At 40.2% G+C, this 26902-nt stretch carries 23 protein-coding genes; 15 read left to right on the top strand and 8 right to left on the bottom strand.

From position 1 onward, the window contains the following. Positions 1-24 precede the first annotated feature (24 nt). Both HMPREF1477_RS05720 and HMPREF1477_RS05715 read right to left on the bottom strand, forming a co-directional pair. A complete protein-coding gene (locus HMPREF1477_RS05720) occupies positions 25-2394 on the bottom strand; it encodes an SEL1-like repeat protein (RefSeq protein WP_016476151.1) in 2370 nt (789 codons plus the stop codon). A gap of 1124 nt (positions 2395-3518) precedes the next feature. Beyond that, positions 3519-4301 carry a basic amino acid ABC transporter substrate-binding protein gene (locus HMPREF1477_RS05715; protein WP_016476150.1) on the bottom strand — a complete coding sequence of 261 codons (783 nt, stop codon included), beginning with the start codon at positions 4299-4301 and terminating at the stop codon, positions 3519-3521. Between the two features lie 171 nt (positions 4302-4472). Here HMPREF1477_RS05715 and HMPREF1477_RS05710 point away from each other — a divergent pair, with 171 nt between their 5' ends. Next, the gene (locus HMPREF1477_RS05710; protein WP_016476149.1) at positions 4473-5654 is read left to right on the top strand and encodes an amidohydrolase; all 1182 of its coding nucleotides are present in this window, start codon (positions 4473-4475) and stop codon (positions 5652-5654) included. A gap of 3 nt (positions 5655-5657) precedes the next feature. Here the strand turns inward: HMPREF1477_RS05710 and HMPREF1477_RS05705 are convergent, their stop codons facing one another. After that, entirely contained in the window at positions 5658-6002 is a 345-nt protein-coding gene (locus tag HMPREF1477_RS05705; RefSeq protein ID WP_016476148.1) for a hypothetical protein, read from the bottom strand. 95 nt (positions 6003-6097) lie between these two features. Between HMPREF1477_RS05705 and HMPREF1477_RS05700 the strand changes: the two genes are divergently transcribed. The 9 genes from HMPREF1477_RS05700 (at position 6098) to HMPREF1477_RS05660 (ending at position 14255) form a co-directional block, all read left to right on the top strand. Then, positions 6098-7042 (top strand): Cof-type HAD-IIB family hydrolase, encoded by a 945-nt coding sequence (locus HMPREF1477_RS05700; protein WP_016476147.1) that lies wholly within the window; start codon positions 6098-6100, stop codon positions 7040-7042. A gap of 59 nt (positions 7043-7101) precedes the next feature. Next, the gene (locus tag HMPREF1477_RS05695) at positions 7102-7308 is read left to right on the top strand and encodes a 4Fe-4S binding protein (protein WP_016476146.1); all 207 of its coding nucleotides are present in this window, start codon (positions 7102-7104) and stop codon (positions 7306-7308) included. 574 nt (positions 7309-7882) lie between these two features. Next, complete coding sequence (gene guaA / locus HMPREF1477_RS05690) at positions 7883-9418, top strand: glutamine-hydrolyzing GMP synthase (RefSeq protein WP_016476145.1); 1536 nt, start codon at positions 7883-7885, stop codon at positions 9416-9418. Positions 9419-9686: 268 nt separating this feature from the next. Further along, positions 9687-11858, top strand: a complete 2172-nt coding sequence (locus HMPREF1477_RS05685) for an AAA family ATPase (RefSeq protein WP_016476144.1) — start codon at positions 9687-9689, stop codon at positions 11856-11858. A 39-nt stretch (positions 11859-11897) separates the two neighbouring features. Then, complete coding sequence (locus tag HMPREF1477_RS05680; protein WP_016476143.1) at positions 11898-12308, top strand: hypothetical protein; 411 nt, start codon at positions 11898-11900, stop codon at positions 12306-12308. 107 nt (positions 12309-12415) lie between these two features. Next, positions 12416-12925 carry a hypothetical protein gene (locus tag HMPREF1477_RS05675; RefSeq protein WP_016476142.1) on the top strand — a complete coding sequence of 170 codons (510 nt, stop codon included), beginning with the start codon at positions 12416-12418 and terminating at the stop codon, positions 12923-12925. A 57-nt stretch (positions 12926-12982) separates the two neighbouring features. After that, a complete protein-coding gene (locus tag HMPREF1477_RS05670; protein WP_016476141.1) occupies positions 12983-13282 on the top strand; it encodes a hypothetical protein in 300 nt (99 codons plus the stop codon). 21 nt (positions 13283-13303) lie between these two features. After that, positions 13304-13771: a GNAT family N-acetyltransferase gene (locus tag HMPREF1477_RS05665; protein WP_016476140.1), complete on the top strand. Its 468-nt coding sequence runs from the start codon at positions 13304-13306 to the stop codon at positions 13769-13771. A gap of 1 nt (position 13772) precedes the next feature. After that, positions 13773-14255: a GNAT family N-acetyltransferase gene (locus HMPREF1477_RS05660; RefSeq protein ID WP_016476139.1), complete on the top strand. Its 483-nt coding sequence runs from the start codon at positions 13773-13775 to the stop codon at positions 14253-14255. Positions 14256-14348: 93 nt separating this feature from the next. Here the strand turns inward: HMPREF1477_RS05660 and HMPREF1477_RS05655 are convergent, their stop codons facing one another. From HMPREF1477_RS05655 to HMPREF1477_RS05640, 4 genes are read right to left on the bottom strand one after another with little or no spacing between them, the layout of a single operon-like run. Next, positions 14349-15449, bottom strand: a complete 1101-nt coding sequence (locus HMPREF1477_RS05655) for a metal ABC transporter permease (protein WP_016476138.1) — start codon at positions 15447-15449, stop codon at positions 14349-14351. Further along, positions 15446-16309 (bottom strand): metal ABC transporter permease, encoded by an 864-nt coding sequence (locus tag HMPREF1477_RS05650; protein WP_016476137.1) that lies wholly within the window; start codon positions 16307-16309, stop codon positions 15446-15448. The genes HMPREF1477_RS05655 and HMPREF1477_RS05650 overlap by 4 nt, the downstream gene beginning before the upstream one ends. Then, complete coding sequence (locus HMPREF1477_RS05645; protein ID WP_016476136.1) at positions 16306-17037, bottom strand: metal ABC transporter ATP-binding protein; 732 nt, start codon at positions 17035-17037, stop codon at positions 16306-16308. The genes HMPREF1477_RS05650 and HMPREF1477_RS05645 overlap by 4 nt, the downstream gene beginning before the upstream one ends. A gap of 22 nt (positions 17038-17059) precedes the next feature. Further along, positions 17060-18001 (bottom strand): metal ABC transporter solute-binding protein, Zn/Mn family, encoded by a 942-nt coding sequence (locus HMPREF1477_RS05640; protein WP_016476135.1) that lies wholly within the window; start codon positions 17999-18001, stop codon positions 17060-17062. A gap of 457 nt (positions 18002-18458) precedes the next feature. On the opposite strand from HMPREF1477_RS05640, the gene HMPREF1477_RS05635 reads away from it, so the two are divergent. From HMPREF1477_RS05635 to cooS, 5 genes are all read left to right on the top strand, one after another. Then, on the top strand, positions 18459-18935 hold the full coding sequence (locus tag HMPREF1477_RS05635; protein WP_005378233.1) for an energy transducer TonB: 477 nt from the start codon (positions 18459-18461) through the stop codon (positions 18933-18935). A gap of 63 nt (positions 18936-18998) precedes the next feature. Next, entirely contained in the window at positions 18999-19349 is a 351-nt protein-coding gene (locus tag HMPREF1477_RS05630; protein WP_016476133.1) for an energy transducer TonB, read from the top strand. A gap of 223 nt (positions 19350-19572) precedes the next feature. Continuing rightward, complete coding sequence (locus tag HMPREF1477_RS05625; RefSeq protein ID WP_016476132.1) at positions 19573-20901, top strand: DUF438 domain-containing protein; 1329 nt, start codon at positions 19573-19575, stop codon at positions 20899-20901. Between the two features lie 238 nt (positions 20902-21139). Continuing rightward, the gene (locus tag HMPREF1477_RS05620) at positions 21140-22768 is read left to right on the top strand and encodes a phosphoenolpyruvate carboxykinase (ATP) (RefSeq protein ID WP_016476131.1); all 1629 of its coding nucleotides are present in this window, start codon (positions 21140-21142) and stop codon (positions 22766-22768) included. A gap of 680 nt (positions 22769-23448) precedes the next feature. Beyond that, positions 23449-25602 (top strand): anaerobic carbon-monoxide dehydrogenase catalytic subunit, encoded by a 2154-nt coding sequence (gene cooS / locus HMPREF1477_RS05615; protein WP_016476130.1) that lies wholly within the window; start codon positions 23449-23451, stop codon positions 25600-25602. Between the two features lie 504 nt (positions 25603-26106). Here cooS and HMPREF1477_RS05610 read toward each other — a convergent pair. Next, positions 26107-26892 carry an MBL fold metallo-hydrolase gene (locus HMPREF1477_RS05610; RefSeq protein WP_016476129.1) on the bottom strand — a complete coding sequence of 262 codons (786 nt, stop codon included), beginning with the start codon at positions 26890-26892 and terminating at the stop codon, positions 26107-26109. Positions 26893-26902: the final 10 nt, after the last annotated feature.

The raw sequence follows: 26902 nt of genomic DNA, 5'->3' as shown, positions 1-26902 counted from the left end.
ATGCGTTCTTTTAATTTTTATTTGCTATTGCAAATCCTTAGGTACGCTGAGTGGTTTCCAGTTATCTAGTTCTGGAATGTCTAAGGTCGTAATGGTCCGTTGTATCCAGTAGTTCAAGGATACTTCGTTGCCAAAGTACTGTTCAAATAGGTATGTATTACCGGGAATGTCCTTTTGCTTGCCGTGTTCGTCGATGATGTGGCGCATCGATTCCTTGAGGTACAGTTGCACCCTAAATGGTGTGGACCGCTTGCCCTTGAATATGAAATAGGATGGCCCAATAAAATCATGGGTACGAACGTTGATTTGTTCGTAGCGATTGCTCTTGAGGCCTTCTAATGATGCTTGTATCATGGCGTTGGCATCGTCATATTCCTCGAGTAGGAATGGTTCTTGATCGACGTCGAGTACATAGTGCCACGTCGGTTTTTCCTCGTCTGTTTCGATGGCCCATGCATCTGAAAGATCCGGTAAACGGTGGCTTTCATAAAGATCATGCCACAAATTATGGGCGTCCTCTGCATTGAGCAGCGATTTATAGATAATCTCATGCCCTTCGGCTGGATCGTATCCGTATAACCGAACCTGATAGGTGTTGCGTGGCATACGTTTAGTCTCCAGTTTATAGATATTCCGCAATTTGTCTGGAATGGTTAGGAAATGATTGTAAAAGCTAAGCACCACCGTATCTTGTGTGGATAGGGCCTTGTCGATGGTTTCTCGGTCATATAATGTGGTATCCCACTGAAAGCCATTCATAGTAACGGATAATCGGGCTGCATTGTGAGGCCATGTGGTAGGGGCCGGGCGCACGGTCGTAGAGGATTCGGTTATACCTTCCTTGTAATGCCAATGGCCATCTACCTTTTCGAAAGCTGCTAATCGTTCTGCTGCTTCATCATCTACCGGAATATCTTTGATTTCTTCGCTGCGATTGGCGAGATGTGACACGATGTACTGATGGGAGCTTTCATAATAATGAACGGCACTGTCGAGGTCAGGTGTTCCCGTAACATAACCTTTTTCATAGGCGTAGCCCAAGGCAACGCGTGTGAGCGCACGGGTGATGTCGTAGAAGAGCACGCGGTCCTCCTCTTGAAGCGCCCGTTTCTCTTCCTCTAACACGCGGGTCAAGGATTGAATAGCAAAACGGATGTTTTTGGTCACGCCGATGCCGTGAATGCGCATATAACTGATATACGGCAAGGAGAACAGGAACCGATCCTTTGTCGCCGCCATGTGTGTCAAATCGGCGATGAGCCCCCAGTCGAGCGGGAGCCCTCCAATGTGAAAGATATAGTTAAATGCGGCTTGCAACGCTGCATAACCGGCGTCATTAAAGTCCTTTGTGGCCGCCTGTTGATACAGTTCAGTAGCCTTGATTGGGTCATACGGGATGGCAGCGCGCAACGCAGGTTGCTCATAAAAATGGTAGTAATAGTCGGCGAGTTCCGCGATACATTCTGGCTGGCCTAGTTCGGCGCCCTTTGTAAACCATGTGAAAGCATCTGTAAACTCGCCTCTTTCGTGATGGTCGAGAGCCGTATAGAGCATCATGGTTGGATTGCCTAGTTCAGCTGCCCTGCGTGCCACACGGCGTGCATTTTCATAATCGCCTTCATCGATATAAATATTGCGCAAGTTCCCTTGGAACATGGCGAGCCCTTGATCAAGGGCTTTGGTAAACCAGTATTTCGCATGCTCCCGAGATTTTGCTTGTAGTGTTTCTTCGTCTACCATGCCGCGCAAGGTAGCAATGACTTCACGTAAACTCTTGCTGCGCGTCGCTTGCTGTAATCGTTGACTAAAGCTAGCCTTTTCTGGGCCTAATAGTTGTTTAGCTTGGTTAATAACGTGGTAATCGCCCCAGAAAAATACATTACCTATAATATATTGGCAGTATGCATCGTCTTGCTTTGCGTAATCATAGATGATGCGGAATGCATCATCAAAGGACAACTGCATATCTCGCCTCACCGTAGGCGTAATCGACCCAGCTATGCGCAATGCTTGCAACGTACCAATCGGACTATACCGGCGGATACTATCATGCAAACATTGATACGTGCGCATATTATCCTCTGGAAAACCCGACTCGGCCCACGTAAATCGCGGACCAGCATATACGCGTGCCAATAGGGCGTATGCGTCTCCTAATTCACGTTCCTCAGGAGATAAAGCCTTCTGGTAGACTTCCTCAGCATCTGATTCACCAGCACTACCTTGCGATGTAGCAGTGTTGCGCAATTCATGCTGAATTGGCTTTGTCACATTCGATTGATTATTTACAATCGACTCTAAAATGCGCAGACCCTCTTGAGCGGACTGCGGATCATAAGACATAAAAATTAAGTGGAAGACCCGTTGGAGGCGGTCTGTGAAATATTGAGCCATAGGCCCTCCTTTCGTTTTTATACAATACACTATTATTATATACCGCGGTAGGAAATGGTAGAAGAGGAAAAGAACCGATGGGCCCAAAAATCCTCCACCGGCCGGGTCTGATTCGCCCTTCGGGCTCACAGGGCCAAAGTCGGATTTTTGGGCCCATCGGTTCTATCTCTCGGTCCATAGCCGACACGCGGAATATAATAGTAGTGAAATTGATAAAATCCGTTATTGCCAACCCAACCGATAGAAAGGAGGGCCTACGGCCCGTGTGACGACGTGCCCTGAGAACCTCCACCGGCCGGGTCTGACTACGCCCTGCGGGCTCCGCAGGGCCAAAGTCGGTTTCAGAACACGCCACCGCCCCACGCATTAAGGCTAGTGTCAATTCGGTATATAATAGTAGTGAAATTGATAAAACCCGTTATTGCCCACCCAGCCGAGGGACAGGAGGGCCTACGGCCCGTGTGATGACGTGTCCTGAGAACCTCCACTGGCCGGGTCTGACTACGCCCTTCGGGCTCCGCAGGGCCAAAGTCGGATTTTTGGGCCCATCGGTTCTATCTCTCAATCCATAGCCGACACGCGGAATATGATAGTAGTGAAATTGATAAAATCCGTTATTGCCAACCCAGCCGCTGGACAGAGAAAGGAGGGCCTACGGCCTCTTTCTCCTTGGATATATGATAAAAAATAATTTCTAACACGTGTTGTAGAATGCAAAAAAAGACACCTGGCAAAAACTGACTTTTCCAGATGCTGTGGATTTTCCTTTGGAAAATCTTACGCCTCTGGATTAGCGATGTGTGGCTCCCAAGCGTCGCCGTGCTCCTCTGTTAGCTCACACCCTGCGTCGGCCCTGCCCCCTATAGAGACAAAAAATAATTTCTATTTACGGTTATAGGATAGTAAAAAAGAACCGGTTCTGAAAACGACTTCGGGCTCCGCGTAGCGCAGTATTCTCTTATCCGTATAACGAAAAAATAATTTCTAAGTCAGGTTAGAGTGGATATGAAAAAAGATACCCCATGAAAAAACGACTTTGGCCCTGCCCCGTAGGGGACAGACCCGGCCGGTGGAGTTTTTTCGTGGGGTATCTTTTGATTATCGTTCTAGCCGTTGACTAGAAATTATTTTTTGTTATAGTCACCAAACCATTTATCGTAAATTTTTTGGTATGTGCCATCTTCTTTAAGTTCTTTAAGTGCTTTGTTAACAGCGTCTTGCAATTCTTTGTTGCCTTTTTTCACACCAAGTACTGTACCAGGGGCTTTAGTAGGTTCGCCTACGAGTTTAAGGTCTTTGTCAGCACCTTGTTTTAGGTAGTACATAGCAACTGCGTTATCGATGATAGCACCATCGATTGTGCCAGCTTTTAGTTCCATAAAGATATTGGAGTTGGAGTCCATTTCTTTTACTGTTGTGTTAGGAATAGCTTTTGCCATGTCTGCAGGAACAGTACCAATTTGAACGCCTACAGTTTTACCAGCAAGTTCGTCCATGTTGTGGATTGTGGAGTTGTCTTTGCGAACCACTGTGATGAAACCGCCTTGGTCAAAGTATACATCAGAGAAGTCTAATGCTTTTTCACGTTCAGGAGTTGCGTTGATGCCTGCTGCGATCATGTCGATGTCGCCAGATTGAACTGCTGGAATCAAAGCGTCAAAGCCCATGGATTTGAATTCCATTTTTAGGCCCAATTTTTTAGCGATTGCTTCGGACAAATCAACGTCGAAACCAACGTATTTATCGCCTTCAGTGAATTCGAATGGTGGGAATGTAGTTTCAGAACCTACACGTAACACGCCAGCCTCTTGTGTCATTTTGCTTTTTTCGCTGCCACAACCAGCCAATAAACCCATAGCAGCAACAGCTACGAGTGCGATGGCTGTTAATTTTTTGAATTTAAACATAGTATCCTCCTCAAACACGATACAAACATATTAATCTGTTTCTATTGTACGGAATTTTGAACCAATAGGCAATAACATTGTATAATTAAAGGTGCGTAAACAAATTAAGTACACGAAATGTACCTTTTACTAAATAAGGTCGATTATTTATACACATATTTAGGAGGACCTATGTCTCTTACTGAACAATTTTCCAGTGCTTGTGAAAGCTTCGCCCAAGAGGCTTTCACCATTAACTATACATTGGCGAAGAATCCAGAACTGTCTAGTCATGAATTTAAGTCTGTTAAGACAATCGGTGCTGTCCTTGAAAAACACGGTATTCCTGTGACCTATGAGTTCTGTCACTTGCCGACTGCATTTAAGGCGTCTGTTGTGAAAGTAGATAATCCTAGGGGCCGTTTAGCTATATTATGTGAATACGATGCGCTCCCAGATGTGGGCCATGCGTGCGGACATTGTGCGAGTGGATCTATGAGCACCTTGGCAGCCCTTGCATTACATAAGATGCAGCAAGATGGCGTAGCTTTCATTATGGACATTGACATCATCGGCACACCTGATGAGGAAGCGATGGGCTGCAAGGTGGATATGTGCAACGCTGGCGTGTTTAAGGCCTATGATTTTGCTATAATGGTCCATCTCGACGGCGAAGAAACACGGCCAAATTCACAATTCTTGGCACTCGACTGTTTCCGCGCTAAGTACCATGGTAAATCAGCTCATGCGGCTGGTGAGCCTTGGAATGGCATCAATGCGGTAAATGGCGTACAACTCGCCATCCATGCCATGGATATGCTGCGCCAACAAGTGCGACCAGAATCTCGCATCGGCACGTGGATCATTAACGGTGGTACCGCATCCAACGTCATTCCTGCCTATGGCGAACTAGAGGTAACCGTACGTCACACAGAACGAGAGTATTTGAACGGTTTGTCCGAGCAAATTAAAAAGATTTTTGAAGGCGCTGCCCTTTGTACCGGTACGACTGTAGACGTTGAGTTTTACGGTAATCCTTATGATGATATGAACCAAAACCATCGCGGCACACACCTCATCGAAGACGTGATGGCCGATATGGGCCTTGATTTTGAACCGGGTCCAGCAGACATTGGCGGTAGTTCCGATATCGGTAACGTCAGCTATCAATGCGCCGCATTCCATCCTAAACTACGCTTGGCAGGTCCAGATAAGGTATGTCATGCGAAGGAATTTGCGGATGCTATGCTGGAACCAACCATTGAACAAACCATCGTAGATGGGGCTCATATCATTGGGCGTACATTGTTACGATTAGTAGAAAATCCAGCTGTCTTAGAAGAAATTGTGTCCGAGTTCAACAGTACTAAGTAGTTTCTAATCGAGATTCGCGATGTTAATAAAGTGCTTCCTATAACTATCGGGAGAGCTGTAATATCGTAGATAGAATTCGGTATCTCTTTCAGAATCACTGATAATAGACGATAATGACATATTGCCATTTATAAAACTTTGAATTTTGGTAAAATAGGTTCCTACTTCAACATCGTGGTGATAGAGCCCCCATACTACGTCATTGCCAGCGATGAATGGGATGTATTTAAATTCAAGAAGTTCAAATAAACCGGCTATGGTTATATCATTAGGTACGGTAAATTCTTCCCGATGATGATTCATATCATCGGCGGCACAAACGGCATCTCGATCGATTAGTATATGCATATGATTTCACATCCTTTAAACCGATAATTCTATAAATTTATATGCTATCTTTATTGTACATCAAGTAAAAATTATATTGTATTAAAGGAGGTTTTATGTCCTCATCTGAACCATTAGATATTAAAAATTATATAGGTCTTACTGGCGATACGCCGATTCGATTCATCGCGTCCGACGTGGACGGCACCTTGGTGAACGATGCGAAATCCGTGGACCCTGAGGTGGTATCTGCTGTTCGTGCTGCTCGTGAAAGCGGTATCCGCGTGGCTATCGCATCGGGCCGTGCGTGGCATGAGATGGATGATGTCATCGATGCCATGCCGTGCTTGCGCTACTTTGTGTGTACCAATGGTGCCTATGTCATGGATAAAGAGGAGAAAAAGGAACTGGTTCATATCTCCTTTGATAAAACTCGTGCCATAGATTTAGTACGGAAACTCATGACCTACGGTGTGTTTGTAGAGGCTTATGTGAAAGCCGAAATTTTCGGACAATATCCAACAGTGGGCAATGAAACATCACAAGCGGAGCATTTCTTTAGACCCAATATTAGACCATTTATCTTGAAAACGCGCACGATGGTGCCCGATTTATTGGCACATCTAGAATCTTTGCCAGAAGGACCGGAGAAAATCCAAATCTTTTACGGCGATGAACGTATACGCGAACGCATCCTAGCTGATTTACGCGATGACTTCCAAGGGGCAGCCACAGATGGTAAAGGGCGCGAACGTTTTTACGACGTCCTTGAATCAAGCGAAGAAAATTTAGAATTTGTATTGCCTCATACGACAAAAGGCACGGCCGTAGAGGCCTTGGCGAACCATTGGGGCTATACGCCTGACGAAGTGATGACCATCGGCGATAGCGAAAATGATCTATCCATGATTCGCTTTGCTGGTGCTAGCGTGGCTATGGGGAACGCACGAGATAATGTGAAAGCTGCCGCACGCTATGCGACAACGGATAATAACAATTACGGCGTAGCTCGTGCACTCTATTCGGCTATTGCATATAATCGCAAATTAGAAGGTAAATAGAAGTATATTCGATAGTGAATTGACCATTAATCCCATGATTGATTGTGAGGTGATGTAATATGGGCAATTTAAAATTTGATATAGACGATACCTGCGTTAAATGCGGTGCCTGTGCTGAAGATTGCCCTGTACAATGCATCACCGAAGGAACTACCAAATTTATTATTGGTAACGGCTGTATCAGTTGTGGAGATTGTTATTCAATCTGTCCTGTCGGGGCCGTACAAATGCATAAGCTACTTAAAGATAGAACAGGCCTGTACTAATCTAGAATGGGTATGTACAATAGGCTCTCTAAAAAATAGAACAGGCCTGTAGTAATCTGAAATGGATGTGTGTAATAGACCTTCTAAAAAATAGAACAGGCCTGTAGTAATCTGAAATGGATGTGTGTAATAGACCTTCTAAAAAATAGAACAGGCCTGTACTAATCTGAAATGGGCACGTGCAATAGGCCTTCTAAAAATAGAACAGGCCTGTACTAATTTGAAACGGGCACGAGTAATAGGTCTTCTAAAAAATAGAACAGGCCTGTACTAATTTGAAACAGGTATGTGTAATAGACCTTCTAAAAATAGAACAGGCCTGTTCTATTTTAAAATAGGTATGTGAAAGGGCGACCTTGAACTGTCAGGAACTGAAATATATTAAAAATCCGAACGTTAAAAAGTGTTTTATAACTTTCATACGGAATATATGGAGTCCATATACTTCGTATGGTATAATAAAATGTAATGAAATTTAGCGTTTTGCTTGTTAAAACGCACCCCCAGTACAGGAATGTATGGACATTATAAATTGGTGAATATACTTTCACAAATAGATGCATACGGAGGAACTATGGAAAACAAGGAATTTGTTATTGTTGTCGATTTCGGCGGTCAATATAATCAGTTGATTGCACGCCGTGTTCGTGAAAATCATGTATACTGCGAAGTATATCCATACAACAAAGCATTAGAAAAAATTAAGGAATTGAAGCCGCAAGGTATCATCTTCACTGGTGGCCCTAACAGCGTGTACGAAGAGAATTCCCCTAAAATTGAAAAGGAAATCTTTGAACTTGGCATTCCAGTTCTTGGCATGTGCTATGGTATGCAATTTATGGCGCATACATTGGGCGGCGAAGTTAAATCTGCAGACAACCGTGAATTTGGTAAAACACCTACTAAAGTGGATACTACATCCCCATTGTTCAAAGGCTTGGACGAAGACCAAGTTGTTTGGATGTCCCACGTTGACTATGTAGCAAAAGTACCTGAAGGTTTTGAAATCGTTGCATATACAAAAGATTGCCCTGTTGCATCCATGCAAAATAAAGAACGCAAATTATACGCTATGCAATACCATGCAGAAGTATTGCACACTGAACATGGTAAAGAAATGCTTCACAACTTCTTGTACGAAGTATGTGGTTTCACAGGCACATGGACAATGGCAAACTATGCAAAAACTGCTATTGAAGAAATTCGTAACACTGTAGGCGATGGCAAAGTATTGTTGGCATTGTCCGGCGGTGTAGATAGCTCCGTTGCAGCAGCTCTTATTTCTAAAGCTGTTGGCGATCAATTGACTTGTATCTTCGTTGACCATGGTTTAATGCGTAAAAACGAAGGCGACGAAGTTGAAGCAGCTTTCAAAGATTCCGGCATGCATTTCATCCGCGTCGATGCAGAAAAACGTTTCTTAGATAAATTGGCTGGTCTTGAAGATCCAGAAGCTAAACGTAAAACTATCGGCGAAGAATTTATCCGTGTATTCGAAGACGAAGGTCGTAAAATCGGCTCCGTTGACTTCTTGGCGCAAGGTACAATCTACCCTGATGTTATTGAGTCCGGTACTGGCGAAGCAGAAGTTATCAAATCTCACCACAACGTAGGCGGCTTGCCTGCAGTTGTAGATTTCAAAGGCCTTATCGAACCATTGCGCAACCTCTTCAAAGACGAAGTGCGTGAACTTGGTTCTGAATTAGGCTTGGCTGACTACCTCGTATGGCGTCAACCATTCCCAGGTCCTGGTCTTGCTATTCGCGTAATGGGCGAAATCACGAAAGACAAACTCGACATCTTGCGTGATGCGGACTACATCTTCCGTGACGAAATTGCAAAAGCTGGCCTTGATCGCGACATCAACCAATACTTTGCAGTATTAACATCTACACGTACTGTAGGCGTTATGGGTGACTTCCGTACATACGATTACACATTGGCATTGCGTGGCGTAACAACAACAGACTTCATGACTGCTGACTGGGCACGCATCCCTTACGACGTATTGGACACAATCTCCCGTCGTATCGTAAACGAAGTACAACATATCAACCGTATCGTGTACGATATTACATCTAAACCACCTGCAACTATTGAGTGGGAATAAGAAGTAAATATTGATTTATAAATTCATTAACTGTACTTTTTGAGTAATACCAAATTCAACTGAAAGGTAAAAGAATAGATTTGAAAGGGAGTTAGTTATTGAATTTTTAGTGTGCATAAAAGCCTCCCATCATTTTGGTGGGAGGCTTTTAGTATTATAGGGAGGTGTTCTTTATAATATCAGGCGTAGAATAGAGCAAAGGGAGATATAATTGTCTAATCTTAAATAGCAATTAAGTGTATTAAACGTATGGGGAGTTAATTAATTTATGATTACAAAAATTATAATGAATAATGTTGCAAGCTATAAAACATCAACCTCACTTGAAACTGATAAAAAAGTTAATTTATTATATGGATTAAATGGGACTGGAAAGAGTACACTTTCAAACTTTCTATATAATAGGTCAGATAATAAGTTTGCAGATTGCTCTATTGAGGGATTAAAGGAATCTGATACAGTTTTGGTCTATAATCAACAATTTATTAGAGACAATTTTTATGAAACAGAGGATATCCCTGGAATTTTTACATTATCAAAAGAAAATAAAGAAATTAAGGAAGTTATTGATAAGGCAAGGAATGAACTCTCTAAAATAGAGAAAGAGAAGGAGAAGGCTGAACAGGAAGCGAAAAATACATTAGAACAATATACTAAGAGTGTTGATAACTATAAAAATGAAGTTTGGGTAATCAAAAAGGAATTTACTACGGAAAATAATGTATTAGGTTATTGTTTAGATAGATTAAAAAGCAGTAAAGATACATTGTTCAACTATTTAGTTAGTCTGAAGAGGGTTAAAATAGAGCCTGATTATTCGCTAGAAACATTAAAAAACGAAGCTACTGATTTAAAATCTGGAGCTGGAAAAGAATCTAGTATAAATAAAATCAGTTTAGTTGAAGATAAGATAGAGAATTTAGAACTTCTTGAGAAAATAATTGTGGGAAATAATAATAGTACTATTTCTGTAGTTATTGATAAGTTAAAAAATTCTGATTGGGTGAATAAAGGGTTAGCTTATATAGATACTGATAAAAATCCAAGCATTTGCCCTTTTTGCCAACAAAAAACAATCTCAAAAGAATTTGTTGAAGAAATATATAAATATTTTGATAATAGTTATGAAGATGATAAAAATAAATTACGTTGCTTGCTAAAAGACTATTCGAATAAGGCTACATATATATTTGATGAAGTTAAAAAACTTAAAGCTAATAGATTTTTAAATAATAATGTCGATGCTATAGAAAGAAATTTATTAACTTTAGAGCACTTAATAAAATCTAATAAATCTAAAATAGAGGATAAAATAAATACTCCGAGCCTAAGTGTAATGTTAGAATCTTCTGAGGATGTTGTATCTAATATTAATAAAATTATTGAAGAGACTAACCAGAGGATATTAGAGTACAATAAAAAAATTGAAAATATTGAAGCTAGTAGGAATAAAATAAAAGAAAAATTTTGGGATTTAATGCAAATAAGATTTGCTACTATTATTAGTGATTATAATAAAAAGAAAAAAGAACATGATAATTATGTAACAGAATATAATAAGAAGATAGATGGCTTAAAAAAAGAAATAGATAATCAGCAAAGTATTATCAGAGAAAATCAAAAGAGGACTGTTAATATAGATGAAGCGATTGATAATATAAAAGGAGCTCTTTTAGATATTGGAATAATAGATTTTTCAATTGAAAAATATTCTGATGAAGAATCTTTATATCATATTAAAAGAGCTGGCTGTGAAGATGACCATGTTTTTCATACTCTAAGTGAAGGTGAAAAGATGGTAATTAGTTTTTTATATTTTTTAGAGAGATGTAAAGGTGAAGTAAAGAGTGATTCCACTTCAACAAATAAAATTATTATAATAGATGATCCTATCTCTAGTTTGTCACATATACATATTTTTAATATAGGTAGATTGATTCATAATGAATTTCTAAGGACTGATATGTATGAGCAAGTATTTATTCTTACACATAGTTTATATTTTTTCTATGAGCTGACAAATATAAATCATAAAGAGCGAGAGGAAACTCAGAAACTATTTAGATTGTGTAAAAATGAGGCTGGTAGTTTCTTTAGTGCTATGAAATATGAAGAGATTCAAAATGATTACCAGGCGTACTGGTATATTGTTAAGGATCAAAATCAACCACCGGCTCTTATTGCAAATTGTATGAGAAATATAATTGAATATTTTTTTAATTTTGTAGAAAAACAGGATTATAATAATGTATTCCAGAAGGCAGAATTACAGAAAACTAATTTTATGGCGTTTAATCGTTATATGAATAGAGAGTCACACTCAAAAGGACAGAATATATTTGATATAAAAGAGTTTGATTATAATGATTTTAAGACTGCTTTTGAATTAGTTTTTGAACATACTGGATACTCAAAACATTATAAAAAAATGATGAAATAAATAGATACATAAATATCAATTATTATTGGAGTAGGGCCTATGAAAATCACAAGATCTTTTGGAGAGTACTTTAAGTATTCTCTCCACGATGCAAAGGTACAAAAAATAGAATACACAGACGGTAATTTAATCTTTACCCTTGATTATATTTTTTCCTATGATAATGGTGATGAACAGACTCATAAGGCCAAGATTGTATTTGAGAAGTGTGATATTGATGATTTAGAAATTTTCGTCTTTGATAGTACAATATTAGATACTTTCACAGGTAAAAGAATTGAATTACCTCAGTATAAACAGGAGTATAGTGAAAGTGAGTTTGAGGTCATTACGGAGACCTATAATTGGGGACGTGCTGTACTCAAAGGATGGTTATGGACTGAAGGAAACCCCGTTCACTGTATAATGAACATATACTTTACAGGTGATATGGTATATGTAATTGAATGAGGCCTAATATGAGTTAATATTTTGTTAGTTTTTGAAATTGTAAATTACTTTGTTATAAAAGCAGATATGGAGTTTTTTATTATGGAAGGTGTTAATTTTGTAAGGATATGAAAACATTAAAAGAATTTTTAGATAGCCCTATATATTTAGATATTATAGATGAATTAGGGTCTGATAACTTTAATAAAGAACTACAAAGCATAGAAATTCAAGAACTAAGAAATCGATTGAATCAAAGGCAATTTTTATTAGAAGGGTTTAATTGCAAGTTATATTCTGAGAAAGAGTTAATACAGTTTTTCGAGCAGTTAATAAAATACAATCGTAAAGCACTGATTCTTTGGAGTAAAGCCTTTTGGCAATACAGTGATGAAACTTGTGATGAATATCCTGATGGGGATTTTACGAAAGGCGAAGAATTAGATAGAGAAGATAAATCAACTATACTTGAAATAGGAAAATATTCTATAACAAGTATTGCTTTGTATATGATTGAATTTGATATTTTGAAAAATTACCCAGACATATTAGAAGACTATTATAAAAGATTGTATATTCCCAGTGCAGTGAAATACGGACGAGAAATTAAGGCACTTTATAAAAGTCTTTTTGGTTAAAAGATATAATATAGTTTTACGATTCTTTCATCATAATTCATATGGGAGAAAATAATTATGGGCTATAAAAATGTATGTACTAACTGCCGAATCTCCTTATCGGAGGGTACGAATTATGAGTTATTTGATACAAATAAAACCTGTCCTATATGTAAAGGTAAAATGTACTTTGTAAATGAGAAGTTCAAAGCTCCTAAAAAATCTAATGATAAAGAGTGGAAAATCATAGAGTATTTGTTATTGAGTGGCTATGATTTTAGAAATCCTATTTATGGAACTGAGAGATATATGTATTTCGAGTTTCCAAAGAACTTACAAGAGGCTGAGGCATTCGTGCGTGAGATGAGAAAGTTATAGTAATCAATCGGTGGAGTGCATATGATTAATATAATTGATGGCAAACCGTATTTAGATCAAGTAAAAGAGTTAATTCAAGAGTATGCGCAGTGGCTTGGTCGTGATTTATCCTTTCAAAATTTAGATAAAGAATTGGCTGATATCGCTGAAAAATATACAGCTCCTAATGGTGAATTATTAGTCGCAGTCGATGATAATAATACGGTTTTAGGCATGGTGGCCTATTACCAGCATAATGAGATCCGTTGTGAAATGAAGCGTCTTTATGTACGTCCTGAGAATCGCGGTCATGATCTAGGTGAACATCTGATTGAAAGTATCATGGATCATGCTAAGGTCTCTGGTTATAAAGAAATGGTGTTAGATACAATTAAACCATTGAAAGCAGCCATTTATTTGTACAAGAAACATGGCTTTACTGAATGTGAGCCGTATTATCATAACCCTATGGATGATGTTATCTATATGAGAAAGGAATTAGTTGATTAATATGAATATACGAAAAGCCACTACTAATGATTTAGACATTGTTACAAATATAGAATCTACCTGTTTCCCACCAGCCGAAGCAGCACCTCGTGAAGCGTTTAAAGAACGCCTTGCCCACTATGCAGATCATTTCCTTATTATTTTTGACGGTGATACACCTATCGGTTTTATCGATGGATTTGTAACGGATGATGAAATCCTAACCGATGAGATGTTTGCTGATGCATCTATGCACAATCCTGATGGGGCATGGCAGATGATATTTGGCCTAAATACAATGCCAGCGTATCGCAATCGCGGTGTAGGGGGGCAGTTGATTGAGGCTTTCATAGAATTGGCCAAACAAGAAAATCGAAAAGGCGTTATTTTAACATGTAAGAAAGAAAAGATTCATTATTACGCCAAGTTTGGCTTTGTAAATGAAGGGGAGTCTGTATCTGATCACGGCGGTGCTAAGTGGTATCAGATGCGTGTTGTGTTCTAGCCATATAATTAAATATAAAAGAAGAAGCTGAAATCTTGCAGATTAGCATTGGTTTCAGCTTCTTTTTTGTTGGGAAAAGTATTGGTATTGTATTTAAATAATTTCTTTTACTTGCGCCACGCCTTTATCGGTCAACATATAGTACCCATTTGTTACATACAAAAAGCCTTGTTTCTTAAGGTGTGATGCGGCTTGGTGTGTATAGTCTGGCTTCCAGTTCAAGTGTTCGTGAATGGTGCCGATACCGTTTTCGATGGCCGCCACAGGTGTATTCATATGGGTATAGATGTGGCAGAGCATCATTGTTTCTCGATAGTGACGACGCAAGTGGCGTTGGCGAAGATAGGTTGCAATATAGCCTGTCTTTGGCGTGCAAATAACGGCAATTAATAATGCGAGACCAATCGTTGTTGCGATAGCGCCTGCAATGGATACGTCTAGGGTGAAAGCGACTTCCGTACCGATAACGGCACAGATAATACCGATGATGATACTGCTAGTGAGCATGGCTTTCACAGAGTCCGTCCATAAATAAGCAATAACCGCAGGTCCGATCATGAGGCCGATAACGAGAATGGCGCCTACCGCTTGGAATGAAGCCACCACGGTGAGGGATACCATGGTCATCAGCACGTAGTGGATGAGGGCGGGCATAAAGCCGAAGAGCCCTGCTAATAGTGGATCGAAGGTCGATAGCTGCAATTCCTTGTAGAAGAGCATAACTAATACGAGGTTGATGAATGCCACCCCAAGGGAAATCCATAGTGAAACAGGACCTAAGTCGGTACCGTTTAGAATCCATCTGTCGAACGGGGCGAATGCGATTTCCCCTAGAAGTGCCGTATCTACGTCAAGGTGTGCGTTGCCGCTGTAGAGACTGACGAGGATGATGGCAATGGAGAAGAGGAGCGGGAAGATGATACCAATGGACGCGTCTTCGTTGACGAGGCCCGTGTTATGAATCATCTCTGTAAGCCACACTGTTCCTACGCCGACTACGGTTGCCCCTACTAAAAGCAAGGGAGAGTTTAAGTCTTCCGTTACAAAGAAAGCGAGCACGATGCCGAGAAATACGGTATGCGTAATGGCGTCGGCCATCATGGACATGCGGCGCAGCACGAGGAATACACCAGGGATAGCGCACGCGATGGATACCGCAATGGCGATGAGTAAAATCTCTGTATGTACTGTCATGGGGCACCTCTTTTCCGGAATTGCCACAAGATGCCTCTATTAGGTGCAAATATGAGGCTCAGCAGTACGATAACCGACAGAATGACGATGATCGCAGGTCCTGTAGGCAGTTTTTGTACTGTTGTACTCCAAATGGTACCGCCAATAGCAGATACCATGCCGAAACATCCTGCTAGCATACACATGGTACCTAGCTTGTTCGTCCACTGACGGGCCCCTACGGCCGGAGCAATGAGTAGGGAACTGATTAAGATAGCACCTACTGATTGAATGCCGATGATGATGGTCATGATCAATAGGGAACGATATAAAATGAGTGTAAAGGTGACGGGAATTTGCAATGTTTTAGCGTATTCTACGTCGAAGGAGATGAGCTTTAGCTCTTTCCAAAATAAGGCTGTTAAAACGATAATGATGAGCGCTGCCGCCGATGTAATGTACACATCGCGGGCTAATATGGTGGCGGCCTGTCCAAATATAAATTTTGAAAGCCCCGCCTGACCTGCATTGTTCAGACTTTGAAGGTAGGTGAGTAGAACCATACCAAGACCAAAGAAAGCAGATAGTATAGTAGCCAAAGCCCCATCAAATTTGATTTTACTGTTTTCTACGGTGATGGTAATGAGCCACGCCGCAGTGATAGAGGACAGGGCAGCACCTATAATGAGTACCTCAATGTCTTTTATACCGGTCAGTAAGAACGCGATGACTACACCAGGCAGTGCCGCGTGGGAGAGACCGTCACCGATGAGGCTTTCCTTGCGCAGTACTGCAAAGGTGCCTGCAATACCACTGGCAAGGCCCAAGAGAGCCGTGCCGAGCAATACCATCTGTGTCGTATAGGATTGGAGTATGGTCATACAGTCCTCCCCTTGCCATAGGTGCGCTCGATGGCCTCATCGGTAAAGGTCTCTGCTACGGGTCCATAGGCAACAGTTTGCTTATTGACCATCGTTACCCAGTCGAAATATTGAGGTACCGTATTTAAATCGTGATGTACGACGATCACCGTTTTGCCGCGCGCTTTCATTTCTTGTAAAAGGGAGATAATGGCGTGCTCCGTCGTTTTATCGACGCCCTTGAAGGGCTCGTCCATGAGGTAAATATCTGCCTCTTGTACGAGGGCTCTTGCGAGGAACACACGCTGTTGTTGACCCCCTGAAAGTTGACGAATTTGTCTGTTTACATAGTCGCTCATGCCCATTTTTTCAATCATGGAGAGGGCCAGTTCCTTATCCTTTTTACTTGGTCGTTTGAACCAACCTAGATGACCATAGCGGCCCATAAGTACAACGTCTAATACGGTAGTAGGAAAGTCCCAGTCTACGCTACCGCTTTGAGGAACATAGGCGATTTTCTTGTAATCCTTTTTGTCCATTGCAAGGTGGTGGTCGATATAAAACTTAACACTACCTGAGATAACTGTTAATAGGCCTAACATGGCCTTTAATAATGTAGATTTACCGGCCCCATTAGGTCCGACGATGGCCGCTAAGGAACCGATGGGTACCTTCATATCTACGTCCCATAATACGGGTTTTGTCGTATAGGCTACGGTCATATCTTCAACTTCAACGGCCCATTCCATAGAGACCTCCTTTTATCATTGTTTATTTAAGTGCTTTAGCGATGGTATCGATATTGGCTTTTACCATACCGATATATGTGCCGCCTTCAGTGCCTTCAGAACCGAGGGAGTCGGAGTATAATTCGCCACCGATAGCAACGTTCCAGCCTTTAGCCTTAGCTGCTTCTTGAACGGCTTCAATTGTTTTGTGTGGTACAGAAGATTCTACGAAGATGGCTTTAATTTTGTGATCTACGATAAATTGAACAAGTTCATTTACATCTTGTGTGCCTGCTTCTGTAGCGGTACTTACACCTTGTAAACCTTTTACTTCAAAGCCATACGCACGAGCAAAGTATTGGAAAGCATCGTGTGCTGTTACAAGAACGCGAGATTCTTTAGGAATAGATTCTGCTTGTGCTTTAATGTATGCATCTGTGTCATCTAATTTAGTGAGGTACGCATCATACCGTTTTTTGAAATCCTCTTTGTGAGCTGGATCTGCTTTTGAAAGTCCTTCGTATACAGCCTTGGCTGCAAGTTTCCAATTCGCTACATCGAACCAAATATGAGGGTCTTTAGTTTTCACGCCATCTTCTTCGTCAAAGTCGAGTAGAGTAGCTGGATTAATGGCGTCGGATACGCGGATAGTAGCTTTATTTTGTTTTGTTAAATTGTCGAAAATAGAACCCATTTTACCTTCTAAGTGAATGCCGTTGTACACTACAACATCTGCCTTAGACATAGTTGTTACATCGCCGGCGCTCGCTTGATAGAGGTGAGGATCTACGCCAGGACCCATGAGTCCTTGTACAGACACATGGTCACCGCCAATTTCTTTTACTAAATCCGTTAACATTGTTGTTGTAGCAACTACGTTTAATTTCTTCTGGTTGTCTTGTGCTGTATCTTTTCCACAGCCTGCTAATGCGAATAACATAAGAGCTAATGATACGACTATTAGCAAGATTCGATTGAATTTCATAATAAACCTCCTTTTATAGGTACTGAGTTTAACATCTTTGGTTATCTTGTTAACTACCCTTATTTAAGCGGAAAAATAGCCGCTACTAACGTAGCGGCTATTGGCAGTTATACAGTCTTCTGCTAGGGTCACGATCATTTAGTGGATAAGAGCTTGTAGATGGTTAGGCCCAACGAGGGCAACGATACCAAGTACCATCATGACCTTCATTTGAATACGCTTTCTACGTCTCATGATGAACCTCCTTTTGTAATTTTGTTACATCAACTTGATGTGTAATCCGATCAATTTAGTCAATATGAATATAACATATATGAGAAAAATTATCAATAAAAATTATTCTATACATATATTTTTTACTAATAGACTACATTTTGCAGTTAGGTATTTTTTTCTTCATCTTTATCGAGTATTATATATGTATATTTATTATATTAATTTCGAGGGGGAACAAACCATGAATATATTAACTCGATTCGCGTGTGCTGCTGTTCTTACATTTGCGGTAGGTGCTATGATGCCTGCTCATGCTGATGCGGCTGCGGGTAGATTTACAGAAGCACCTCGCGAGGTATCCATCGTTAAACCTACGATGCCAGCTATTCCAAATGGAATTACCGTAGCAGATCATATGCGTGTACGATTCCTAATTAACAAACAAGGCAAGGTTGAAAATGTCTTTGTAGAACAATCCTCTGGTTATGGTCCTGTTGATGAGGCTGTGAAAGCTGCTATTAGACAATGGGAATTTACGCCGGCTATTGGCACAGATCAAAAAGCCCATGCATCCATCATAGGCATGACAATTACATTGCCAAAGGGTAATGCTCCAGCTAAGTCCGGCAATGGTAAATTGACGGTAGACAAATCACAGTCTAACGATAATCATGCGTCTGATGTGAATGCGAAAGCGAATGGTCCTAAGGCAAAATAAGGAGTGAAACAGTCTAGGACTCAATAATGAGAGTGGTCATAAGACTAAATGAGGAGAAAGATGATGAGTAATGTATTGCGTTGTGTTGCCTTAACGGCATTAATAATGTCCATGTCTGCCGCTGTTTCTTTGGCGGCCACACCTTATGAAGCGCCAAAAGCAATATCTACACCAGGCTTTGATTCTGGTGTACTACATGGTTATGCCGGTGATGCAACTGTTGTTAATGTAAACTTTACTATTAATACAGATGGATCCGTTTCTCATGTAGAATTACAGGGAACCACTGGTAGTAGTGATGCGGATGCATCTATCGTGAACACAATTTCTACATGGAAATTTACACCGGCTACGGATAGCAATGGCAATCCTGTAGAGGCATCTAAAACTGAATATATTGATTTGAGAAATTAATAGAAGGCACTCATACATTGTATGGGTGCCTTTTTATGTGCTGGTGAAAGTACTTAAGGATTTAATTATATTGGGGGAAAGTATTTTGTGGCTCAATCATCTTGGGAAATGTATCTGTAGCAACTGAAAATCACTTTCAAAATGAATATAATAAAAGTATATTTAATATAGTAATAATATATTGTATATACTAATAGTCTTTGACCCCTGGAGGTATAAGCATATGAATCCATTACAGCAAAAGCTAGACATTAATAACGAACGGTACAGAATTATTGTATCTATTAAAGAGGATTATTTAGACGGTAAATTATCCTTGGAAGAGGGTAACCGTATTTTAAAAGAAAAGTTAGGTACTTGTACGCCTGACGAATTTGCTTATGCAGAGCAAAGTTTGAAAGGTGTCTATAAGGATGAAGAAATACTAGACAAGATGGATGATTTGTTGAATTTATTTGACGGTGTATTAGTACGTGCCGAAAATGAGTACCCAGAGAATCATCCGTTGTGGGCTTATTTAGAAGAAATTAATGCGGTTGAAAAGGTAGCTCTTGAAGCGGATGAATTGTTAAAACAAGATAAGTTTATTAAAAATCCTTGGCTTGGTGTTTTTGATTCCTTAGCAGAATGGCGTATCCATCTATCTCGTAAGCAAAATCAATTATATCCAATGTTAGAAAATCATGGGTTTGATCGTCCTACGCGTATTATGTGGACCTTTGATAAGGGCGTGCGTGATTCTATCTCTGCATCCTATACATTGCTTCGTGAAGATAAATACGAAGAATTCCTAGCATCTGTTCCAGAAACACTGGCAAAGTTACGTGATTTGAACTCTAAGGAGTTAGAGGTTTTATTGCCAACATCCTTTAAATTATTAAGCGATGAAGAGTTTGTGCGCATGAGTAAAAATGACCATGAAATCGGTTATGCTATTATTAACGCACCAGGTTTATATGTAGTGCCAGGTATTAACGATTCCGCAGCCCTATTAAATGGAAATGCTGCTGGTCATAATAGTGCCGTATCTAATGAGCTTCTAAATGATTTAGCAGGCTTATTATCTAAGTATGTAGGTCCTGTAGGTGGAGTACCAGTTGGTAAAGATACAGTCCTCGATGTGGCCACTGGCAAATTGACCTTAGAGCAAATTAATTTGTTGTTCCGTCATCTGCCTGTGGATTTATCCTATGTAGATGAAAATGAACTCGTTAAGTTCTACAGCGATACGCCACATCGTATATTCCCTCGTAGTGCTAATGTTATTGGCCGTGAGGTGAAGAATTGCCATCCTGCGAAGTCTGTTCATGTAGTAGAAGAAATCGTAGAGACATTCCGTTCGGGAGAACAAAGCCAAGCAGAATTTTGGATCAATAAACCGGGCTTGTTTATCTATGTTATCTACACGGCCGTGCGCGATGAAAATGGTAAATTCCGAGGCGTACTAGAAATGATGCAAGATTGTACACATATCCGTGAATTAGAAGGCTCCTGTACATTGTTGACTTGGGATAAAACTGACTTTGTAGGCGATAATCAACGCATTTATTAATAAAAAGTAACTCTTCTAGGTAAATAAATAAGAGGCGAGGTCGCGTGACCTTGCCTCATTTTATTATTACAAAATGTGTTGCACTAATTTAAAATAAACATACAATAATTTACTTTTATTTATCTCTTTCGTGTATACAAATTTATTAAAAACAGGTAAAATAGAAATTATTAGAAGTATTTTCAATACACGTACCGATAGGTTTTTATAAAGTTATACGATAAAGGTGAGGATTAGAATGGCAACACGTCGCATTTGGAATCAAAGTGAAATCAAGACAAATCCGTTATTTTCTAAATTACGCAGCACCATTGAAACTGCATTTTATGGCAATAACGTAAAACCTGTTACATCTGTAGCAGAAGCGTATACATTGGCAACGCAAGAACCAGGTGTCATTCTTCTTGATATGCCTGTATTTAAACCAGAAGAACAAGGTTTACCAGCTGACGCTAAAATTCTCGTAACTAATGATGGTAAAACGACTGGCCGCTATGCGAAGGCTCGCCGTATTATTGGTGATGAAGGTATTGATGAAGTCGAATTAGCCGGTATCGCTCGTGATGCTGTGTATGATAGTCGCAATAAAGAATGGATTTCTACACAAGTTGTGGTTGGTCTTGATCAAAAATTCACGGCTCGTGCTCATCTTATGATTCCAAAGGATCATGCATCTATCATGTATTCTTGGGTTATGAACTTTAAATTCTTTGACGATGCAGTGAAAGAGTTCTATAACAACAGTAAAGACATCCCGGAAGGGGATATTTATATCTACTCTGACCCTGACTATGTAGTACCAGGTCATCCAGGTGGTCTTGCTATTTTTGACCCTGCTCATAACTGCGCGATGATTCTTGGCATGCGTTACTTTGGGGAACATAAAAAAGGCACATTGACATTGGCTTGGTCCTTAGCAAATCGTTATGGCTACGTAGCCTGCCACGGCGGTATGAAACGCTATAACCTTAAAAATGGTGAGTCTTTCACAATCGGCGTATTTGGTTTATCCGGTTCCGGTAAATCTACATTGACTCACGAAAAACACAATGGTCGCTATGATATTTCTATCTTGCATGACGATGCATATATCATCAATACAAATGATTTGTCCTCCGTTGCGATGGAACCAACATACTTTGATAAAATGCAGGATTATCCTGTGGAACACCCTGCTAATAAATACTTATTAACATTGCAAAACGTAGGCGTTACCCTCGATGAAAATGGTAATAAGGTCGTATTGGCTGAGGACGTGCGCAACAACAATGGCCGTGCTATTAAATCCCAATTCTGGACAGACAATCGCGTAAACCACGTGGACGAACCGGTTAATGCCATTGTGTGGCTGATGAAAGATAAAACATTGCCACCAATCCTTAAAATCGACGACCCTGTATTAGCTGCCACTATGGGCGCAACCCTTGCAACACGCCGCTCTACTGCTGAAAAACTCGATGCCAACGTCGATCCAAATGCACTCGTTATTGAGCCATATGCAAACCCATTCCGTACCTATCCGTTAGTTCGTGATTATGAAAGCTACAAAAAACTCTTCAAAGAATGTGGCGTAGATTGTTATATCATGAACACCGGATTCTTCCTTGAAAAGAAAATCCCTAAAGAAGTGACCCTTGATTTATTAGAACGCCTAGTAGAAGGAGACCTACAATTCGAACCATTCGGTGCCTATGAAAACCTATCCTACGTAGAAGTGCCAGGATTCGAACCACCATTTGATGTACGTGAATACCATCACCAACTACACCAAGCCTTTGAATTCCGCTCTGAATACGTGGAAAAACTCAAAGACGGTAAAAATGAATTACCACACGAAGTACTTGATGTACTAAAAACTTTAATGTAACACCTAAATACGGTGGCGGATAAAAAATCCTCCTCAAGCCGACACGCTACTGCGCTACGCGGAGCCCGAAGTCGTTTGAGGAGGATTTTTTCATCCTTACTTATTCAGTAAGTACATTAAAGTTTTTATCATATCTGCGTTAAGAGAGACACGCTACTGCGCTAAAGCGGAGCCAGAAGTCATTTGTGACGGGCTGTTTTTACTTTATCCTTTATGCTTATACATTAAAGTTTTTAGCACATTTGCGTTAGAGAAGCTACTGCGCTAAAGCGGAGCTAATGTTTTAAATATTTTAGATGGAGCAGTAAGATTTTGTGAAAATGATGCAGGAGAATTGTTGGTGTATATAGAATTAGTATTATAAGGTGTTTATTTCTCATGAGTAATTTTAATTCCTTTAATAAATAGGAATTAAAAATAAGTTTGTTTCATGAAATTATTATGAGTTTTATAATTGAAAAACATTGTTATAATGGGGGATTGGAGACGATATTTTTTATAATATGTATAAAATTAGATTGACAATTGTCCTCTCAAAAAATATACTTGTAATAGATTAAAACATATTTTGAAGATAGGATTTAAAGCCCATCATTATGGTGGAATTAACTAGAAGTAAATGTAGAATATGTTTTCTTGTTATTGTCAGTTGGCCTATGTAGGCCCCTAGGAGGTTTATTATGAATAAAGATGTGGAAAACAAAAACATCCATGACCACAGTCATGACGAACATCATCATGACCATGACCATTGTGGCGGTTATCATCATCATGGTCACGACCACGACCACGACCACGATCATGAACATGGTCACGACCATAGTCATGCAAAGGCTATGCCGACGGATAAATGGGTGCCACACACTCATGAACCAGGCGTGCCTCATGAACATGGCGTAAATGATTATCTTAAGGCTGTTGCTGAGTATCGTAAAACATGGCCTACTAAGCAAGATGTTATCGAGCAAACTCCTGACCCTGCCGTGCGTGAGATGATTCTTCGTATGGAACAAATTGGTTGCGACACTGTATTCGACCGTTTCGATAAACAACAACCTCAATGTGCGTTCGGTATTGCTGGCGTATGTTGTCGTATTTGTTTCATGGGTCCATGTAAAATTACGCCTAAGAGCCCTCGTGGCGTTTGCGGTGCCGATGCTGACCTTATCGTAGCTCGTAACATGACACGTGCTGCTGCTGGTGGTTTGACTCAACATGGTGCGCATGCTCGTGAAATTTTGATTTCTTTGAAAGCTGCCGCTAATGATCAATTGGATATTCCAATTTTGGGCGAAGAAAAAATTCGTACTGTATGTAAGGCTTTCAACATCCCTGAAGAAGGTCGTTCCTTGAAAGAAGTAGCTAATGATTTAGCAGACGTTTTATTAGAAGACTTGAGCCGTGCATTGCCTGGCGAATATAAAACAATTACAGCAATGGCTCCTGCTGAACGTCGCGAAGTTTGGAAAAACTTGGATATTTTGCCTATTTCCGCGTACAATGAAGCATTTGATGCATACCATCGTACATGCGTAGGTACAGATGGCGATTGGGAAAGCAACATGAAACAATTCTTGCGTTGTGGTCTTGCTTTCACATTCACAGGCGTAGTGGCAGCAGACATCGCAACAGACGCATTGTTCGGACAAGGTGGTCGTCGTACATCCAAAGTTAACATTGGTGCTTTGAAAAAAGGTTATGTTAACATCGCTGTGCATGGTCACTTGCCAACATTGGTATCCCAAATTTGTACAATTGGCGCCTCTGAAGAGTACCTAGAAAAAGCGAAAGCTATCGGTGCTAAAGGTATCCAATTCTACGGTATCTGCTGCTCTGGTTTGTCCAGTATGTACCGTTATGAAAATGTTATTCCATTGTGTAATGCTATCGGTGCGGAACTTGTACTTGGTACAGGTGCTCTTGACTGCTGGGTAGCCGACGTTCAAGACGTTTACCCTGCTATTATGGACGTAGCACGTTGCTTCAATACAAAGGTTATCACTACATCTGATGCAGCTCGTTTACCAGGTGCAGAACACATCGGTTACGATCACCATCATACTAACTTGTCTGAAACAAAAGCATTGGCTCGCAAAATCTTGGATCGCGCTCTTGAAGCTCATGAATTGCGTAAAGGTATGCCTGTATTCATTCCGCCATACGAAATCACTGCTGAAGTTGGTTTCTCTCCAGAATCCACTGTTAAACATTACGGTTCCTTCAAACCATTGGCAGAGGCTTTAAAATCTGGTAAAGTTCGTGGTATCGTTAACGTAGTAGGTTGTTCCAACCCTCGCGTTATCTACGAAAAAGCAACTGTAGATATCGTTGATACACTTATCAAAAATGGCTGTATCATCTTAACAAATGGTTGTGCGTCCTTCCCATTGATGAAACTTGGTTACTGTAATACAGATGCTATTAAGAAATGTAGCCCTGCATTGCAAGAGTTCTTGGGCGATGATCAACCACCAGTATGGCATGTTGGCGAATGTGTAGATAATGCACGTTCCTCCGGTATCTTCGGTGGTATCGCAGCAGAATTAGGCCTTAACTTGCCTCAATTACCATTTGCTATGTCTAGCCCTGAATGGTCCAACGAAAAAGGTATCGATGCATCCCTTGGCTTCCGTCTAATGGGTATCAACTCCTACCACTGCGTTGAGCCACCTACACAAGGCTCTGATGCTGTTACAAAATGGTTGAAAGAAGACACTAAAGACATCCTAGGCTCTGTTATGTATGTAAATACAGATCCAGCTAAAGTTGCTGAAAAAATCTTGGCAGATATCGATGAAAAACGTGCTGCTTTAGGTTGGGCAGAAGTAAAATAATATAATATAAACAAAAGACCCTCTCCATAATCCTCCACCGCCCAGATCTGTTCCTTCGGAACAGGGGCAAAGTCGGATTCTGAAGAGGGTCTTTAACTAATAATTATTCATGAAAGAATAAAAGCGTCAGGTAGACCTGACGCTTCATTTTTTAATCAAAAGCTTATTAACTTAATCTATTACATCATTTATAACTCTGCTATACTAATAACAGGAGTCATTGACGTGAGTTAGGTTCATCACCGAAAGGTGGTGATATTATGAGTAAATTCGAGAAGGTTTATATAATTCTTTTTGTAATTTCCATAATTGTATCTATCTTAAGTTTACTTAAATAAACTTAAGAAACGCCTAACGTAATAAGTACTGGTAATACTTACACGTTAGGCGCATCTTATTTCCCAAATTTTTAGATGAGCCTAACGCTTGCACACGTCAATGACTCTCTTTATGTTTATAGTATACCTCAATAACAACATAAAAACAACATAGGTATATAGTAACTTATAGTATAATAGTTTCTCCATCCTCAGGGACTGCTACATGGCTTTCGATATGGGTGCCTTTGATAAATTTGTGCACATCCTTACGGCTTGTTGCTGTATGATTAACTGTATCCATGTGAACCGCAATAATTTTAGCTTCTGGTTTGCGTACTACCATGCGGCCAATATCTTTTGTCCCCATAATAATACTATCTTCAAAGCCCAAAATTTGAGCATATCCTGTATTCATAATAATAACATTAGGGTCGAAGCGAAGAAGGGCCTTCTCTACATCGCTTGTCCATACTGTATCGCCTACAAGGTACACAGTTGGTTCGCCTTCTGCTTCAAAAATAACGCCCATTGCATCGCCTGCTAATGGTGCGAGAACTGGATTTGCATACATTTCTACAGTGCCGTGTGAGCCACCTGTTTTTCTTAATGTGATACCATTAAACTCAAGACTTTCAAAAATGATGCGTACATCATTAAAGCCTTGGGAGATAATAAGTTCTTTGTCCGCTGTATTTTGCACAAAAATAGGAAGTGACTTTGGAATAGATTTAATTGCCATGTCATCCCAATGATCGAGATGTGTGTGTGTAACTACTACTGCAGTTACATTGCTTAATAGATTGTCCATTGATACAGGCAAATCAACCATAGGCATTCTTTGTTGATAGTTAAATGTTCCTTCAAAGCCAGGATAAGTATCTTTGGGTGCTAAGAATGGATCAATAAGAAATGTTGTGTTTTTTATTGTTAATTTTCCTGTAGCATTTCTAATGTGAGTATATTGTGTCATAGGTATCTCC

This window comes from Veillonella sp. HPA0037 (genome assembly GCF_000411535.1).
Taxonomy (GTDB): domain Bacteria; phylum Bacillota; class Negativicutes; order Veillonellales; family Veillonellaceae; genus Veillonella; species Veillonella atypica.
This window is presented reverse-complemented; position numbering and strand designations above follow the sequence as displayed.